At 67.0% G+C, this 16,642-nt stretch carries 15 protein-coding genes and 2 pseudogenes; 7 read left to right on the top strand and 10 right to left on the bottom strand.

Features of this window, described 5'->3' with window-relative positions:
- Window positions 1-221: pseudogene (locus RT551_RS12570) on the bottom strand (hypothetical protein); the annotation flags it as partial.
- A 167-nt stretch (window positions 222-388) separates the two neighbouring features.
- Here RT551_RS12570 and RT551_RS12565 point away from each other — a divergent pair.
- The 3 genes from RT551_RS12565 to RT551_RS12555 all read left to right on the top strand — a co-directional run bounded on the left by RT551_RS12565 (window position 389) and on the right by RT551_RS12555 (window position 3,286).
- Window positions 389-1,090, top strand: coding sequence for an FKBP-type peptidyl-prolyl cis-trans isomerase (locus RT551_RS12565; protein ID WP_125362399.1), 702 nt, complete (start codon window positions 389-391; stop codon window positions 1,088-1,090).
- Between the two features lie 496 nt (window positions 1,091-1,586).
- Window positions 1,587-2,390, top strand: coding sequence for a CoA pyrophosphatase (locus RT551_RS12560; RefSeq protein WP_313459162.1), 804 nt, complete (start codon window positions 1,587-1,589; stop codon window positions 2,388-2,390).
- Window positions 2,387-3,286 (top strand): sulfurtransferase, encoded by a 900-nt coding sequence (locus RT551_RS12555; RefSeq protein ID WP_313459159.1) that lies wholly within the window; start codon window positions 2,387-2,389, stop codon window positions 3,284-3,286. The genes RT551_RS12560 and RT551_RS12555 overlap by 4 nt, the downstream gene beginning before the upstream one ends.
- A 33-nt stretch (window positions 3,287-3,319) precedes the next feature.
- Here the strand turns inward: RT551_RS12555 and RT551_RS12550 are convergent, their stop codons facing one another.
- Window positions 3,320-3,889 (bottom strand): N-acetylmuramoyl-L-alanine amidase, encoded by a 570-nt coding sequence (locus RT551_RS12550; protein ID WP_313459157.1) that lies wholly within the window; start codon window positions 3,887-3,889, stop codon window positions 3,320-3,322.
- 70 nt (window positions 3,890-3,959) lie between these two features.
- On the opposite strand from RT551_RS12550, the gene RT551_RS12545 reads away from it, so the two are divergent.
- The gene (locus RT551_RS12545; RefSeq protein WP_313459154.1) at window positions 3,960-4,487 is read left to right on the top strand and encodes a hypothetical protein; all 528 of its coding nucleotides are present in this window, start codon (window positions 3,960-3,962) and stop codon (window positions 4,485-4,487) included.
- A gap of 180 nt (window positions 4,488-4,667) precedes the next feature.
- A complete protein-coding gene (gene rlmKL, locus RT551_RS12540; protein WP_313459151.1) occupies window positions 4,668-6,812 on the top strand; it encodes a bifunctional 23S rRNA (guanine(2069)-N(7))-methyltransferase RlmK/23S rRNA (guanine(2445)-N(2))-methyltransferase RlmL in 2,145 nt (714 codons plus the stop codon).
- 18 nt (window positions 6,813-6,830) lie between these two features.
- Here the strand turns inward: rlmKL and RT551_RS12535 are convergent, their stop codons facing one another.
- From RT551_RS12535 to RT551_RS12525, 3 genes are read right to left on the bottom strand one after another with little or no spacing between them, the layout of a single operon-like run.
- On the bottom strand, window positions 6,831-7,160 hold the full coding sequence (locus RT551_RS12535; protein WP_313459148.1) for a DUF3325 domain-containing protein: 330 nt from the start codon (window positions 7,158-7,160) through the stop codon (window positions 6,831-6,833).
- Entirely contained in the window at window positions 7,157-8,794 is a 1,638-nt protein-coding gene (locus RT551_RS12530) for a PepSY-associated TM helix domain-containing protein (protein ID WP_313459145.1), read from the bottom strand. The genes RT551_RS12535 and RT551_RS12530 overlap by 4 nt, the downstream gene beginning before the upstream one ends.
- Window positions 8,791-9,126, bottom strand: coding sequence for a DUF3649 domain-containing protein (locus RT551_RS12525; RefSeq protein ID WP_313459142.1), 336 nt, complete (start codon window positions 9,124-9,126; stop codon window positions 8,791-8,793). Before RT551_RS12525 ends, RT551_RS12530 begins: the two co-directional genes overlap by 4 nt.
- Before the next feature lie 354 nt (window positions 9,127-9,480).
- Between RT551_RS12525 and RT551_RS12520 the strand changes: the two are divergent.
- Together RT551_RS12520 and RT551_RS12515 are read left to right on the top strand one after the other, a co-directional pair.
- Window positions 9,481-11,817, top strand: a pseudogene (locus RT551_RS12520) (TonB-dependent receptor).
- Window positions 11,817-13,109 carry an aminotransferase class V-fold PLP-dependent enzyme gene (locus tag RT551_RS12515; RefSeq protein ID WP_313459140.1) on the top strand — a complete coding sequence of 431 codons (1,293 nt, stop codon included), beginning with the start codon at window positions 11,817-11,819 and terminating at the stop codon, window positions 13,107-13,109. Before RT551_RS12520 ends, RT551_RS12515 begins: the two are co-directional and overlap by 1 nt.
- A gap of 3 nt (window positions 13,110-13,112) precedes the next feature.
- Here the strand turns inward: RT551_RS12515 and RT551_RS12510 are convergent, their stop codons facing one another.
- From RT551_RS12510 to RT551_RS12490, 5 genes are all read right to left on the bottom strand, one after another.
- Window positions 13,113-13,418 carry an addiction module antidote protein gene (locus RT551_RS12510; RefSeq protein WP_125359434.1) on the bottom strand — a complete coding sequence of 102 codons (306 nt, stop codon included), beginning with the start codon at window positions 13,416-13,418 and terminating at the stop codon, window positions 13,113-13,115.
- A gap of 28 nt (window positions 13,419-13,446) precedes the next feature.
- The gene (locus RT551_RS12505; protein WP_313459136.1) at window positions 13,447-13,761 is read right to left on the bottom strand and encodes a type II toxin-antitoxin system RelE/ParE family toxin; all 315 of its coding nucleotides are present in this window, start codon (window positions 13,759-13,761) and stop codon (window positions 13,447-13,449) included.
- Window positions 13,762-13,817: 56 nt separating this feature from the next.
- On the bottom strand, window positions 13,818-14,216 hold the full coding sequence (locus RT551_RS12500; protein WP_313459133.1) for a DUF4124 domain-containing protein: 399 nt from the start codon (window positions 14,214-14,216) through the stop codon (window positions 13,818-13,820).
- Between the two features lie 92 nt (window positions 14,217-14,308).
- The gene (locus RT551_RS12495; protein ID WP_313459131.1) at window positions 14,309-15,601 is read right to left on the bottom strand and encodes a DUF445 family protein; all 1,293 of its coding nucleotides are present in this window, start codon (window positions 15,599-15,601) and stop codon (window positions 14,309-14,311) included.
- A gap of 168 nt (window positions 15,602-15,769) precedes the next feature.
- Window positions 15,770-16,639 (bottom strand): plasmid replication/partition related protein, encoded by an 870-nt coding sequence (locus RT551_RS12490; protein WP_313459129.1) that lies wholly within the window; start codon window positions 16,637-16,639, stop codon window positions 15,770-15,772.
- Window positions 16,640-16,642 lie beyond the last annotated feature (3 nt).

The raw sequence follows: 16,642 nt of genomic DNA, 5'->3' as shown, positions 1-16,642 counted from the left end.
AGCCGCACCGCACGCTGGCGGTAGCGGTCGCGGGCGTCCCAGGCACGGCGCAGCTGCTGCTGCGCTGCCAACAGCCGGGCGGGCAGGTCGGGGTGGTCCGGCAGCAGGCGCTCATCGCCGGGAGCGGGCACATAATCCATCAGCCCGGCCTCCAGCGCGGCGTCGAGGTTATCGGCCAACACCTGCTGCAGCAGCTGAACGGGCAGGGGAAGGTGAACCACGAAAACCACCCGGAAAACGTTAAAAAAAAGTGATATTGAACTCTTGAAACCCAGACGGGTCAGAGCCTGCGTCGTTAGTGGCGATTCAACGTTGCGGCGGCTATCCTAACCCGTCGCCTCAGGGCGACCAAATTCGTCCTGAGTTACCACCCCTGGAGAAATGTTTGATGAAGTTGCGTGCTATCGCGGTCGCCGTCGCGGCCCTGGCCCTGACGGGCAATGCCTTCGCCCAGGACACCTCGTCCGAAAAGGGCAAGCTGAGCTATTACTTCGGTTACGACTACGGCAACAACCTGGCCGAGCTGACCGCGCGTGGTGAACAGTTGGATATCAACTCGGTGGTGAAGGGTCTGCAGGACGCCTACGCCAAGAAGCAGCCGGCGATCACCGCCGAGCAGCTGAAGCCGGCGGTTGAAGCCTTCCAGAAGCGCGAGCAGGGTCGTGCGCAGGCCGCCAAGGCCGAGTACGACAAGGCCGCTGCTGAGAACAAGACCAAGAGCACCCAGTTCCTGACCGCGAACAAGGCCAAGGCCGGCGTGCAGGCGCTGCCGAGCGGCGTGCAGTACCGCGTGATCGAAGCCGGCAAGGGTGCCAAGCCGACCCAGGCCAGCACCGTGCAGCTGGAAGTGGCCGGTCCGTTCCCGTACGGCAACCGTCCGCAGGAAGCCCGCCCGGCCCAGCAGATTCCGTCGATCAAGGTCAGCGAAGTCGAAATGAAGGCCATGCGCGAGACCCTGCTGCAGATGCCGGCCGGCTCGAAGTGGGAAGTCACCCTGCCGCCGGAACAGGCCTACGGTGCCGACCCGCGCACCCCGTTCCCGCCGAACGTCGCCGTCCAGTTCGAAATCAAGCTGGTCAGCGTCAAGTAATCAGCTACGGAAACACCCAACGCGCCGATGGAAACATCGGCGCGTTTTTGTTTGCTTTGCGTAGAGCCGGGCTTGCCCGGCTGCTGTTGGATTCGTGCGAACAGCCCGCAGTCGTCGGTTCCCGTGTTTGGGCCGGTCGGGGTAGGTTTGCGGGACACGCCGTGAACCCATCCATGGGGGCTCGTAGAAAACATCCATGTTTTCTACGGTCCCGCAAACCCACCCCGACCGGCCCCCGACAGAAGGTCGGTGGCCACAGGAAATCAACAACGCACGCGGCTGTTGCTCTCCGATCCGCATCACGCGATCCATCGAGGGAGGGGGCCGGATGTCCTCCGGAGGGACACTCCACGGCATGGATGCCGTGGAGTAGCCTACATGGACGTACTTGCGGCGTGTCCCGGAGCGAGGGCGTCCGGCCCCCTCCCAGCACGGAACAACTGAAACGCCGCTGTTCGCGGAACCCCAATGCGCTACTGTTACAGACTGCACGACCATGGAAGACCTCGCTCATGCCATACCCACTCCCTGCATCGGCATCTGCGCGCTGGATCGCGCCGGGCTGTGTACGGGCTGCCTGCGCACGATGGACGAGATTGCAGGGTGGCGTGACATGAGTCGCGAACAACAGCATCACGCCATGCAGCACACGCTGCGGCTGCGCGAGCAGCTGCGGCAGTCCTTGCACGGTTCGCTGGCCGACCACGAACGTCTGCTGCGCGCGCTGCATCCGCTGGATGCGCCGCCGTCTGGTGATGGCTGGAACCGCAGTGAGCTGATCGACCTGCTGCCGCCCGGGCCACCGGTGGAAGCGGCGGTGCTGGCCGGCATCGTGCCGCGCGCCAGCGGTGCCCAGGTCATTCTGACCCGGCGCACCGAAACCCTGCGCCAGCACGGCGGCCAGGTTGGCTTTCCCGGCGGGCGCACCGAACCCGATGACCGAGATGCGGTGGCCGCCGCCCTGCGCGAAAGCAACGAGGAAATCGCGTTGCCGTTCGATCGCGTGCAGCCGCTGGGCTATCTCGACCCGTTCGTCACCATCACCGGGTATCGCGTGATGCCGGTGGTGGCCGTGATCGACCCGGACTTCGTCGCCGTGCCGCAGCCGGCCGAAGTGGCCGAGGTCTTCGAAGTACCGCTGGATTATCTGCTCGACCCCGCCAATCTGCATCAGGTGGAAATCGAACACCGCGGACGCATCCGCCACGTGCTGGAGTACGGCTGGCCCGGCCAGCGCATCTGGGGAGCCACCGCCGCCATGCTGTACAACCTGCGTCGCCGACTGGAGCAGCTTGCATGACCCTCTCTGCCAACTTCACCCCGTTGATCGATGCTGCGACGCTGGCGGCGATGCTCGGCCAGGACACGCCGCGCCTGCTCGATGCGCGCGCCACCGCCAGTGCGCCGCGCGTGCTGGATGCCCGCTTCTCGCTCGCCGATCCGCAGTCCGGGGCCGCCGCGTACGCCCAAGGGCATATCGCAGGTGCGGTCCACGCCGACCTCAATCGTGATCTGGCCGACCTCGATAAGGTCGGCGAGGGACGTCACCCGTTGCCCGACAGTGAGGCGTTTGCCGCCCAGCTCGGCCGTTGGGGCATCGGCCCGGACACCCCGGTGGTGGTCTATGACGCCGGCGACGGCAGCATGGCCGCGGCGCGCGCGTGGTGGATGCTGCGCCTGATCGGCCATACCCGTGCTGCCGTGCTGGATGGCGGTCTGGCGGCCTGGCAGGCCGCCGGCTACCCGCTGACCACGGAAGTGCCCGCGTTACCCGAAGGGCAACCCTATCCCGGCCGCTTCGACCGCGACCAGATCGCCTCGGTGGACGAAATTTCCGCCCGCCTCAAGCATGCCCCGGGTTGGCTGCTGGACGCGCGCGCCGGCGAGCGTTTCCGTGGCGAAGTGGAGCCGCTGGATCCGGTGGCCGGGCACGTGCCCGGTGCGGTCAACCGCCCGTTCGCCCTGAACGTCCACGAGGGACGCCTGCGTCCGGCCGCCGACCTGCGCGCCGCGCTGCAACCGCTGATCGGCACGCACGATCCACAACAGGTCGTGCTGATGTGCGGCTCCGGTGTTACCGCGTGCCATCTGCTGCTGGCGATGGAAGTGGCCGGGCTCACCGGCGCGCGCGTCTACCCTGGCTCGTGGAGCGGCTGGGTCAGCGATTCCAGCCGCCCGGTCGCCACCGGCCCGTAGTGCCGGGCTTGCCCGGCAAAGCGTAGTGCCGGGTCAAACCACCAGCGTCTGCAACCGCACCGCCGCCATCACCCGCGGCCACGGGAACAGCGGACCGGGGTCGCGCTTGCGCGGCACCTGGCGCTCGGCATCGTCGCTGGCTTCAACCTGCCGTGTGTCCAGTGCTTCATGGCCGGCAATGAACTGCAGCCCGGGCAGGGTGTCGCACAGGTGCTGCAGCAGGTCGATCAACGCCGCGATCTGCGCATCGGGGTAAGGCTCTTCCATCGCCTGGTGGCGCGAGTCCAGCCAGTGCGGGTAACGCCCGGTGTTGACCAGCTCGATGCCGATCGAGCGCGGATTGAAACCGCTCACGTGGTGGGCCATCCGCTCCACCGGAACGTACTCCACGATGCAGCCATCGCGGTCGATGTAATAGTGCCCGCTGTTGCCGCTGCCGCTGTCATACAGCACGCGCTCACCGTACTCGCGGGCCATCGCCAGATCCGGCAGCTCGGTGCAGTGGATCACCACCAGGTCGACGTCCTCGCGCGGCCGTTCGGCCAGCTTGGCCACGTAGGGCAGCGGCTGAAGTTCGATGGCGGGCAGGGCACGGTGGGGCATGCGGCGATGCTAGCATTCAGGCCATGAGCGCAACCAACACTGCCCCCGTTTTTTCCCGCGTGGTTCCGGCATGAGCCGCGGTCACTGCATTCTGTCGCACGGCTTTGAAAGCGGCCCCGATGCCACCAAGGTCACCGCGCTGGCCGAGGTCGCCGACCGCCTGGGCTTCACCCATGAGCGACCGGATTACACCGACCTGGATGCCCGCCGCGAGGTGAGCAACGTCGGCGACGTGCCGGCCCGCCTGCAGCGGCTGGTCGGCCTGGCCGCCGCCGCGGCCGCCCGTGGACCGGTGGTGCTGGCCGGCTCCAGCCTGGGAGCCTACATTTCAGGCATTGCCTCGCTGCAGGTGCCGACCCAGGCCCTGTTCCTGATGGTGCCGCCGACCCGCATGGGGCCGATGCCGGCGCTGGACGCGGCCCCGGTGCCGACCAGCGTGGTGCATGCCTGGCAGGACGAGCTGATTCCCGCGGCGGATGTGATCGCCTGGGCCCAGGCGCGCTCGGCGCGGCTGCTGCTGGTGCAGGACGGGCACCGCCTGGAGCGCCACGTGGAGGCGTCCGCCCGCGCCTTCGAAGAGCTGCTGACGGGACTGTAACGCCAACGTAGAGCCGGGCTTGCCCGGCTGGGACGTACCGGTAAGGCTTCAGCGGGGCAAGCCCCGCTCTACGGGGATGGGCCGCCGGTAAGGCTTCAGCGGTCCAACCCCGCGCGTTGCCGGGCGCTTGCCGCCCGGTCACGTACAATGCGCGGTCCGCTGACCTGTGTACCCGCCCCCGTGAAATTCTTTGTTTCCTGCGCCAAAGGCCTGGAGTATCTGCTCGCCGACGAACTGCTGGCGCTCGGCCTGCCCAAGGCCACCGCCACCATTTCCGGCGTGAACGCCGAGGGCGAGCTGGCGCAGGCGCAGCGGGTGGTGCTGTGGTCGCGGCTGGCCAGCCGCGTGCTGTGGCCCATCGCCGAGTTCGACTGCCCCGACGAAGCCTCCCTGTACCAGGGCGTCAGTGCCATGCCCTGGGAGCAGCACATCGCCCCGGAACTGACCCTGGCCGTGGACGCCCACGTCTCCGGCACCGAGATCACCCACGCGCGCTTCGCCGCCCAGCGGGTCAAGGACGGCGTCGTCGACAGCCTGCGTGCGCAGGGGCTGGAGCGGCCGTCGGTGAACGTGGAGTTCCCGGACGTGCGCCTGAACCTGTCGCTGCGCAAGGGCCGCGCCACGATCTCCATCGACCTCGGCGGCGGCCCCATGCACCGCCGCGGCTGGCGCATGGCGCAGAACGACGCGCCGTTGAAGGAAAACCTGGCCGCTGCGGTACTGCTGCGCGCCAACTGGCCGAAGATCCACGCCGAAGGCGGCGGCCTGCTCGACCCGATGTGCGGCAGCGGCACGCTGCTGATCGAAGGCGCGCTGATGGCGGCCGACGTGGCCCCAGGCCTGCAGCGCCACGGCAGCATTCCGCCCAGCCGCTGGCTCGGCTTCGACCGTGACAGCTGGAAGGCGCTGCTGACCGAAGCCCGCGAACGCGAGCAGGTCGGGCGCGCCGCACTCAAGCAGGTGATCCACGGCAGCGACATCGATCCACTGGCGATCCGTGCAGCCAAGGAAAATGCCGAAGTCGCCGGTGTTTCCGAGGCGATCTGGTTCGGCGTGCGTGATGTGGCCGATGTGCAGGTGCCGCCGCAGGAAACCGGCTGCGTGGTCTGCAATCCGCCTTACGACGAGCGCTTGGCCGCTGACGCAGTGCTGTACCGTCGCATTGGCGATGCGCTCAAGCGCGCGGTGCCACAGTGGCGCGCCAGCCTGCTGTGCGGCAGTGCCGACCTGGCCTTCGCCACCGGCCTGCGCGCCAGCAAGAAGTACCAGCTGTTCAACGGTGCCATCGAATGTGCGCTGATCGTCTGCGACCCGATCGCGGTTCCGCAGCGCGAGAACAGCGGCGCGCCGCGCGAGCTCAGCGAAGGTGCGCAGATGGTGGCCAACCGCCTGCGCAAGAACATCCGCAAGTACAAGACCTGGCGCAGCAAGGCCCAGGTCACCTGCTACCGCGTCTACGACGCGGATCTGCCCGAGTACGCCGCCGCCATCGACGTCTACCAGGAAGACGGCGGTGCCGGTCGCACCTTCCTGCATGTGCAGGAATACGCCGCGCCGGCCACCATTCCCGACGTAGACGTGCGCCGTCGCCGCAACGAGCTGCTGTCGGCGGCGCGCGAGGTGTTCCAGGTGCCGGCTGAGCAGGTCGCATTGAAGTCGCGTGAGCGCGGCAAGGGCGGCAGCAAGTACGGCCGCTTCGAGCAGCGTGGCGAGTTCATCATGGTGCGCGAGAACGACGCGCTGCTGCGCGTGAACCTGTTTGACTACCTCGACACCGGCCTCTTCCTTGACCACCGCCCGCTGCGTTGGCACATGGGCCAGGTGGCCGAGGGCCAGCGCTTCCTCAACCTGTTCTGCTACACCGGCGTGGCCACTGTGCAGGCCGCCGTGGCCGGTGCCGCGTCTACCACCAGCGTGGATCTGTCGGGCACCTACCTGCAGTGGTGTGCCGACAACCTGGCGTTGAATGGCAAGGGTGGCAGCCAGCACACCCTGGTGCAGGCCGATGCGTTGGCCTGGCTGGAAGCCGAGCGTCATCGTTTCGATGTGATTTTCTGCGACCCGCCGACGTTCTCGAACTCGGCCCGTGCCGACGACTTCGACGTGCAGCGCGAACATGTGCGCCTGCTGCGTGCGGCGGTCAACCGTCTGACCCCGGAGGGCGTGCTGTACTTCTCGAACAACTTCCGTCGTTTCAAGCTGGACGAAGAGGCGGTGAAGGAGTTCGCGCAGTGCAAGGAGATCACCGCCGATACCATCGACGAGGATTTCCAGCGTAATCCGCGCATCCACCGCGCGTGGGAGTTGCGCCGTTACGGCGCGTGATGTTGGTCGTGCCGCCGGTTACAGCACCGCGGCCACCAACCCCAGCACCGGCAACCCACATGCCAGCGGCTTCAACCACCGCTGCCGCCACGGATACAGCCCGAACGCAATCGGCAGCCCGGCAATCGTCAACGTGCCCAGCCACAGCACCGGGCCCGCAGCCCAGCCATGGTCCGCCACGCTCAGCGCGAACGATACACACAACAGCGCCCACCCCAGCACGCGCCAGCGCGTACGCACGGTGGCCGTTGCCGCCGCCTTCCCGTGCAGGTCCAGCTGATGCTTCTCCATCGCCAGCGACAGTGCGGTAAACGCGGCGAAACTCAAGGTCACGGCAAGCAGCATCATGCGCTGGCCTCCGCCGGTAACTGCGGTTTCGTCGCGGCTGCAGCCGCCTGACGCTTCTTCTTCTCTGCCGCGCTCAGTGCCGGCTGCCAGCGCTGCATGCGCAGGCCGCAGTAGGCCAGCATCGCGCCGAACGCCATCATCATCAGGTCGAACCCAGCCAGTACCCAGTCGCCGGCCAGCAAGGTCACGCCAAGATGCGCGTGCGTGGTCAGTGCATTCACCACCGGAATCAGCGCGAACAGTGCAGCGCCCACGTACAGCTGCGCTGCCCACATCAGCCGCTTCGGCCACAGGAAGGCCGCCAGCAGGGCCGCGCCCCAGGCATAGAAGAACACATTGGCTTCAGCGGCCGGGCGCTCCGCCAGCTCGAGCGGCAGCAAGCGGTTGCCCCAGAAGTAGGCGGCAAACGCGATCGGCAGGCCGGCTACCGCGCCGATGTTGAGCGCGTCGACCAGGCGCAGACCGAAGCCGATGCGGCCTGACTTGGCATGCTTGGGCCGCTCCTTCACCGCCCACAGCACCACGCCGCTGGCCACCATCAGGCAGCCGACCAGGCCGGACAGGAAGAACAGCGCACGCAGACCCCAGTCGGCAAAGTGGGCCAGGTGCAGGCCGTACATCACGCCACGGGTCTGGGTGGCACCGCCCGGGACCGGGCTGGCCTGCAGCAGCTCGCCGCTGACCGCATTGAAGCGCAACGAAGGCGCATCGCTGGACAGGCGACGGCCATCACGCTGGTACACGTCGACCACCGCATTGGCCGCACCGGGGCGCGACACCACGAAGCTGCCGACATCCGCGCCCTTCCATTCGCGCCGCGCGGTGTCGAGCAGCTGCTGGATCGGCACCGGCGTGGCGCTGCCTTCGCCAGGCCCTTCCACGTCGGCCATGCGTGCAAAGGCTTCGCTGTAGAACGCCGCTTCATCGTTCGGGTAGGCCTTGTTCATGCCCCACGGCAGGTACATGAACATCAGGGTGACGATGCCGGTGTAGGTGATCATGGCGTGGTAGGGCAGGGCCATCACCGCGCTGACGTTGTGGAAGTCCAGCCACGAACGCAGACCCTTGTCCGGGCGGAAGGTGAAGAAGTCCTTGAAGATCTTCTTGTGGGTGATCACCCCGGTGATGATCGCCACCAGCATGAACATCGCGCAGAAGCCGACCAGGTAGCGCGCCCACAGCACCGGAATGTAGTGCAGGTCGAAATGCAGGCGGTAGAAGAAATCGCCGCCACGGGTCTCGCGTGCGCTCACTTCGTTGCCGGTGTTCGGATCCACGGTGGCGTCGCCGAAGCGACCGCCGCCGCGTCGGCGCTTTTCGCCCTCGGCCGGCGGTTTCACCATCGACTCGGGGTTGCGCCAGAACATGCGCATGGCCGGATTGCGCGGGCTGGGCAGGGTGACGTTCCAGCTTTCAGCCTGCGGAGCCTTGTGCTGCAGGAAGGTGAGCGCGCGCTGCGCGGCCACGTCGCTGCTGACCGTGCTGCGCGGCAGCTCCGGGCGCATCCAGCGGCTGATTTCGTCGCGGTAGTAGCTGGCGGTGCCGGCCATGAAGATCAGCAGCAGCAACCAGCCAACCAGCAGGCCGGTCCAGGTGTGCAGCCAGGCCATCGACTGGCGGAAGCCGTTCTTCATGCGCGCCCCTCCAGCAGCAGCGTGCACAGCCAGAACAGGGCGGTGGGCAGGGCGATGCCGATCCAGGCGCGCAGCGCGGTGCGGGTGGCAAACGCCCACAGCGCCGCACAGGCGCACAACACGATACCGACCAGCATGCCGGTCAGCACCGCCTGCGAGCGCGCGCCGGGCTGGGCCACGGCGAAGAACATCGAACAGGTGGCGGCCAGCGCGTAACCGCCGAAGATCGCCGCCAGACTGCGTGAGAGCACGCCCAGCCAGGGGCGGGCGAAGAAACGGCCCACAGGGGCGAGCCAATGTGCGTCAGGCGTGCTGTCCACAAGGTCCTGCAAAGTCGAAGTTCCAACGGCAATTGCCCACTGCGGGGCGCAGCAGGCAGCAAGAGAGGCCATCCTTGGCCCAGCCACTGTTTGGCGCAGCGGTATCCCTGGAGCTTGTCCCGTTATGTCGTATTCGACACGTCGGATCGCGGCGAATGATAGTCATTATCATTTCGTACTTCAAGTCGCCGCACCGCGTTGTCATCGGAAGTGCGGCGCAGCGTCATCTTCACGACACGCCACCTGAACAGACTGCGCCCCGCGACGGAGCGGGAGGTCCGGACGCATCCCTTTCGTGTTGATCTGGAGTTGCTGGTGAAGCGTTGTGCGTTGGCAGTTGCCGTTGTGTCCGTTGTTTCTCTCGTCATGGCTGCCGAAGGGCATGCCCAGACCGCCCCGGCTGGGACTGCCGCGGCTCCCACCAACCTGGACACGATGGTCGTCACCGGCACGCGCGGCAGCAACCGCACCCAGTTCGACACCTTGGCTCCGGTGGACGTGTTCTCGCAGGAAGAGATCCAGGCGATCGAGTCGAGCGACCTCAATGACGTGCTGGCGCAGCTGGTTCCGTCGTTCGTGGTGCAGCGCATGCCGATGAACGACGGCCTGGTGTTCGTGCGTCCGGCCACCTTGCGCGGGCTGTCGCCCGACCAGACCCTGGTGCTGGTCAACGGTCGGCGCTTCCATCGCTAGGCGTTGCTCGGCGCGCGCGGCGCGCAGGGCCCGGACCTGGCACAGATTCCGGTCCACGCCATCCAGCGTATCGAGGTGCTCCGCGACGGTGCCTCGGCGCAGTACGGCTCGGACGCCATTGCCGGCGTGATCAACATCATCCTCGATGATCGTGTTGGCGGTGAGGTCTCCCTGGGGCTGTCGGAGTACAGCGAAGGCGACGGTCGCGGCCGCAAGGTCGGTGCCCGCCACGGTTTCGCGCTGGGCGACGACGGCAGCCTGTCGCTGTTCGCCGACTGGGACAAGTCCGACGCCACCTCGCGCAGCCGTCAGCGCGCCGATGCGATCGCCTTCCAGAACGCGCATCCGGAACTGGATGTGCCCGATCCCGTGCAGCGCTGGGGCCAGCCGGACCTGGAAAACCGGCATGCGGGTTTCAATCTCAACCTGGCGCTCAACGACAGCCTCGACCTGTACGGGTTCGGCCTGTTCGGGCACAGCGAAGGCATGAGCGACTTCAACTGGCGCAATCCGGACGGCACCGCCTCGGTCTACAACCCCAGCAGCGTGTTCCCGGGCTGGGACGCACGTTCGCTGTATCCCACCGGCTTCAGCCCGCAGTACGGCAACGAGCAGGACGACTTGCAGGCCGTGCTTGGCCTGCGCGGGTACATCGGCGAGCGTTGGCGCTGGGACGTGAGCGCTTCATACGGTCGCAACGAGATTGATTACACCCTGGACAATGCGATCAATGCGTCGCTGGGGCCCGACAGCCCGACCTCGTTCTATCTGGGGCGGCTGTCGCAGACCGAAAAGAACGTCAACGCCGACGTGGTCTATTCGCTGCCCGTGTCCGCGCTGGAAGGTCCGATCAACATCGCCTTCGGTGCCGAGGCGCGTGAAGAGACCTATGCGGTGAAGGCCGGTGATCCGGCCTCGTATGCGATCGGCCCCGGTGCAGCGACGGGTCTGGCCGGCGGTGCCAACGGCGCGCCCGGCTTCAGCGACACCAATGCCGGCAGCTGGAGCCAGCGCAGCCGCGCCGCCTACATCGACGTGGAAGCACCGATCACCGCGCGCTGGACGGTGGGTGCAGCAACCCGCTACGAGCACTTCTCAGCCTTTGGCGAGAGCATCGACGGCAAGCTGTCCACCCGCTTTGCCTTCACCCCGGATGTCGCGATCCGCGGTTCGGTGTCGACCGGCTTCCGCGCACCGACCCCGGGCCAGCTATACACCCAGAGCACCCAGCAGGGCCTGGATACGGTGACCCTGCAGGTGTTCACCACCGGCCGCCTGTCGCCCAGCGATCCGCTCGCCGTGCAGCTGGGCGCACAACCCCTCAAGCCCGAACAATCGCGTACCGCGTCGCTCGGCCTGACCTGGAAGACCGACGCCGGTTTCTCCGGCTCGGTGGACGTGTATGACATCAAGGTCACCGATCGCTTCAGCCAGTCCGCCGCGTACGCCGTGCCGGCCGGCACGCCGAACCCGCTGCGCTTCACTTCGGTGAGTTTCTATACCAACGATTTCGACACCACCACACGCGGTGTGGACGTGGTCGGCAGCTACGTCACCGGTCTCGGCGCAGGGCGCTTGAACACCACGCTGGGCTACAACTACAACCAGACCACCGTCGACAGCGGCCGCACCGGCGTGGCGACCAATGACAGCCAGCGCCGCATCTTTGAAGAGCGCCTGCCCGAGCACAAGGCCACGCTGAGCAGCCAGTATGAGATCGGGCGCTGGAGTGTGCTCGGCAAGCTGCGATACTACGGGGCATGGACCGACTCTTCCGGCAATGCCACCGGCGACATCTTCCAGCGCTTTGGTGCGATGAGCTTCTTCGACCTGGCGCTCAGCTACAAGGTCACCGATCAGCAGACCCTGCGCATCGGCGCGGACAACCTGTTCGACCGCTATCCCGACGAAGCCACGTTCCAGGCCAGCCGCGGCCTGATCTACTCGCGGAACGCGCCGTATGACACCGATGGCCGCAACGTCTACGCCGAATACCGGATCCGTTACTGATGGACCGGCAACGACGTCACCTGCTGCGCGGGGCGCTGGCCCTGCCGCTGGCGGCCGGCCTGGCGGGCAACGCCATGTCGACTGAGCCGGCGGTGCTGCCCGCAGTGAACGGACGCACCCCGGCGCAGTTGGCCGGAGACGAGGGCTGGTGGGGCCAGGTGCGCGCGCTGTACGACCTCACCGACGAGGTCGTCATGCTCGACAACGGCTACTGGGGCGCGATGGCGCGCCCCGTGTTGCAGGCCTACCAGCACGCCACCGCCACGGTGAATGCCGGCAATGCCTGGTTCGGACGGCGGGCGTTCCCGCCGCTGTTCGAGCAGGCGCGCCTGCGGTTGGCCGAGGTGCTGGCGGTGGATGCGGACGAACTGGTGCTGACCCGCGGTGCCACCGAAGCCATGCAGGTGTTGATCGGCGGCTACCGTCGGCTGCAACCCGGCGACACGGTGCTGTACGCCGATACCGACTACGACAGCATGATCGACGCCATGCAATGGCTGCAGGTGCGTCGTGGCGTGGTTCCAGTGCGCATCGCCTTGCCCGAGCCGTTCGATCACGATGGCATCGTGGAAACCTACCGGCAGGCGCTGGCGCAGCATCCGCGTACGCGCCTGCTGCTGCTCACCCAGGTCAACCACCGCAATGGCATGTTGCTACCGGTGGCGCAGATCAGTGCGATGGCCCGCGCCGCCGGCGTGGACGTGGTGCTGGATGCCGCGCACGGCATCGGCCAGGTCGACACCCCGCTGCGCGAGCTCGGCGCGGATTTTGTCGGTATCAACCTGCACAAGTGGATCGGTGCGCCCGTGGGATTGGGCGCTGTGTACGTAAAGCGGGGCAGGGTGCGCGATCTTGATCCCTACATGGGCGAAGCGGACGGCGACGACCTGCGCACCCGCGTGCATACCGGCACGGTCAATTTTGCTGCGGTGATGGCGTTGCCGGCGGCGTTGGACCTGCACCAGCGCATTGGCGTGGCCAACAAGCGGGCGCGCCTGTTGCACCTGCGCAGCCGCTGGCTGGATGCACTGCGTGGCGACGAACGGGTCCAGCTGCTGGCCTCGCCGGACGAGCGCCTGGCCAGTGCCATTGCCGGCTTCCGCCTGCGCGGCCAGACCGGCATGGCCGCGAATGCCGCCACAGCCGAGCGCATGGTCAAGCAGTCCGGCGTGTTCGTCGTCCCCCGCGATGGCCTGGCCTCCGGTGCCTGCCTGCGCGCGACGCCGGGCATTTTCAGCACGCCCGCGCAGATGGACGCGCTGGTGGCCGCGATCCGCGCGGTAGCGGGGTAGGTGTTACGCGGTGTGCGGCTGACTGAGTGGTTCGACGGTCAGCCGCACGCCCAGTGCGGTGAGGACGCGCTGTACCGTATCGAAGCGCGGATGCGCGCCCGGCTTGAGCGCCTTGTACAAACTCTCGCGGCCCAAGCCGCTGCTTTCGGCGATCTGGGTCATGCCGCGCGCACGGGCAACCACTTGCAGCGCGTCCTGGAAGTGCGTGGCATTCTGCGAAGCAAGGGCTTCGGTCAGATACACGGCGATGCTGTCATCGTCGGTAAGGTAATCCGCGGGGTCGAAGGGACGTAGGGTGTGCTTGGTCATGAGAAAGAACCTCTATGGCAATGGAACGCTATCGCGGCGCACATGACAGTTCGGCTGCCATCCGCTGGGCCTTCTGGATGTCCGACGCCTGACTGTCCTTGTCACCGGCGCACAACAGGATGATCAACTGCTGGCCTCGACGGGTGAAGTAGACGCGATAGCCCGGTCCGACGTGAACTCTCAGTTCGCTGACGCTGCAGCCCACTGATTTGACGTCGGTAGGCCCGCCATTGACCAACCGTTGTATGCGCTCGGCGATGAGTGCTCGCGCTCGGGTATCCCGTAGCCGACGCATCCAACGATCAAACGTATCAGTCGCCTGTATCGATGACTTGGAGTGCATTGTATCCATATGGATACAATGCGCAAGTGATGATCAATTGTCGATTGGCGAAAGCGTCAGCGCTTCGCGCAGGCCTTGCTCATGTCGGCCTGGACGCTGTCCGGGGTTTTGCGGCCGAAGATCTCGGCGATCTCGGAGCGGGTCTTGAGGTCTTCGCACTTCTCCGGATCCATCGAACCGTCAATGACGGTACCGCGCACCGGTTCCTGGTAACGGCCGGCGGCGACCTGCTGCTGACGGCGTGCGTCGTACAGATTGCGTTCGGCGCGGGTGCGGTCTTCCCAGGTCAGATTCGGATCGCGGGTGATCGGCCGGGTGACGCCGGTGTCCTGCTCGGGCGGGCAGGGCACGGTCTGGTAGATGGTCTGGCCCTTGTTGGCGCATTTGTACACGCGCTGGGCGTGGGCGCTGCCCGCCAGCGCGCACAGCGCCAGCATCATGATGGTCCGTTTCATGGCGGCCCCCTGTGAGCCTGTGTGTTCCTGAATGGGCGGCAGAATACGCGAACCCCATCACAAAAACACCCGGTCAAAGTGTCAACCGACGGTCACCAGTGCAGCCAAACGGTCAGCGCATGCAGCGCCAGCCCGATCAGACCACCCACCAGGGTGCCGTTGAAGCGGATGAACTGCAGGTCGCGGCCCACACTGAGCTCCAGCTGCTCCACCAGATGTCGCTCATCCCAGCCCTTCACGGTCTGCGCGATGTGGGTGGTGACCCCCTCGCGCAGCCGGCTGGTCAGGCGCTCGGCCCCGTCCATCAGATGCTGGTTCAGCGCTTCCCGCAGTGCCGGGTCATTCTGCAGCGCTTCGCCCACGCCACTCAGGCTGCGCCGCAGATGGCCAGCCAGCGCGGAATCCTCGCTGGACAGGTCTGCCCGGAGCGCAGCGTGGATGCGCGCCCACAAGCCCTGCACGTAGTCCTGCACGGCCGGGTGGTCGATCACGCGCTGCTTGATCTGATCGATCTGCGCGGCCAGTGCAGGATCCTCGCGCAGACGGCGGATGTAGTCGGCCAGCCAGGTTTCGTAATCGCGCCGCAGCGGATGCTCGGGCTCGGCCAGAATCTGCTGCAGCTCACCGAGAATCGCGTGGGCCAGGCGCTCGGCGAGGCTGTCGCCGATCTCGTCGATCGGTTTCACCCAGTTCACCGTACTGGCCAGCTTCGGCCATTCGCGCTGGATGTAGCGCACGATCAACTCGGACGCGCGTTCTTTCACCGCCGGCCTGTCGAGCCATTCGCTGACCCGGGTCAGCCCTTCATCAAGCACCCGCTGGTGGCGGTTGTCAGCCGTAAGCAGGCCCAGCAGTTCACCGGCGGTGGCGGCCGCATTCCAGTGCCGCAACTGCTGGATCGCGAAGCTCTGGATGCTGCGGCGGACCGCGGTTTCATCCAGGAAATCCAGCGCCTGCAGTGCCCAGCCGCGTGCCATGTCGGCCAACATCCGCGCACGCACCGGATCGGCCAGCCAGCTGCCCAGCCGGCTGGCCGGGTCGAACACCTGCAGCCGGGCCAGCAATGCCTGCGGTTCCAGGAACTGGTCGCGCACGAACACCGCCAGGCTGTCGGCAATGCGGTCCTTGCTGCGCGGGATGATCGCGGTATGCGGAATCGGCAGGCCCAGCGGCCGGCGGAACAGCGCCACCACCGCGAACCAGTCGGCCAGCGCGCCGACCGCGGCGGCTTCGCAGAAGGCCGAGACCCACGCCCAGATGCCGCGCTCGCCGTTGAGATGGCTGATGATGAAGCCGGCCAGCATCGCCAGCAGCATCAACAGCGCGATGGCTTTGAGGCGGCGCAGCTGGGCGCGGCGCGGGTCGGGTTGGGAAAGGGAATTCATGCGGCCAGTCTATCGGCCCCCGGATGATCGCGCCCTGCACGGGGCTGGGGGATGCGGCTACGGGCAGGGCGATGCGGCTTTTCGTAGAGCCGGGCTTGCCCGGCTGCTGTCACCGCGCGCGATGACGCGCAGCCGGGCAAGCCCGGCTCTACGTGTTATTTTCCGCCGTCAGCCGTTGGCGGCGCGCAGTTCCGCCAGCTGTCTGCGCAGCGCATCGTTCTCCAGCGTCAACGCAATCACCCGCTGGCGCAGCTCGGCCGGACCTTCGCCCAGTGCCTCCAGCGCCTCGGCAATCTCCGCCTCACGGCTGGGGTCGGCTTCGAAATCGGCCTCGGCCGTGGCCAGCACTTCCTGCACCGGCTTGCGCGGCTTGCGCTTGGCCTCGCGCACGCGCTTGGCCGCCTGCTTGAGCTCATCCTTGCCGGCCTGTGCAGCCGCGCGCTGTTCCTCCTCGGGCAGGTCGGCCACCGCGGCGGCAGCGCTGATCGAGATCACGCCGGTCTTCACCGCTTCCACCAGCTCCGGCGCGGCCTGCTTGTGGATGCGCTCGATCATGCCGACCTGGCTGCTGCTCAGGCGGGCCTCGCGGGCCATGTCGGCGCGGCTGACCTTGGGCGCGGGTGCCCAGGGCGGGCTGTCTTCGTCGCCCGTGCCCGGCGCTTCGGCGATCTCACCGTCGCTTTCCTGCTGCAGCAGCGCCTGTTCGGCGCGATGGCGCTCGGCCAGGATGTCGCGCTTGCGCAGCGCCAGCACGCCGCGCTGGAAGTCGGACACGCTGCGCCGGCCCAGGTGCTGCTCGATCATCCACAGATGCACGTCGTCCATCGACTGGAAACGGGTGTTCTGCACGGTCTGGAACGGCAGGCCGTGCTTCTGGCAGATGCCGTAGCGATTGTGACCGTCCACCAGCACGTCGTTCCACAGCACCAGCGCATCGCGGCAGCCCTCGGCCAGGATGCTGCGTTCGAGCGCCTCGTGCTCGTCCGCGGTCAGCGGGTCGATGTAGGCCTTGAGTTCTTCTTTGACGACGATTTCCATGCA

Origin of the sequence: Stenotrophomonas sp. (assembly GCF_032103445.1) — a bacterium.
GTDB lineage: Bacteria > Pseudomonadota > Gammaproteobacteria > Xanthomonadales > Xanthomonadaceae > Stenotrophomonas.
The sequence above is the reverse complement of the archived record's forward strand: the minus strand, read 5'-3'. Positions and strand labels throughout refer to the sequence as shown.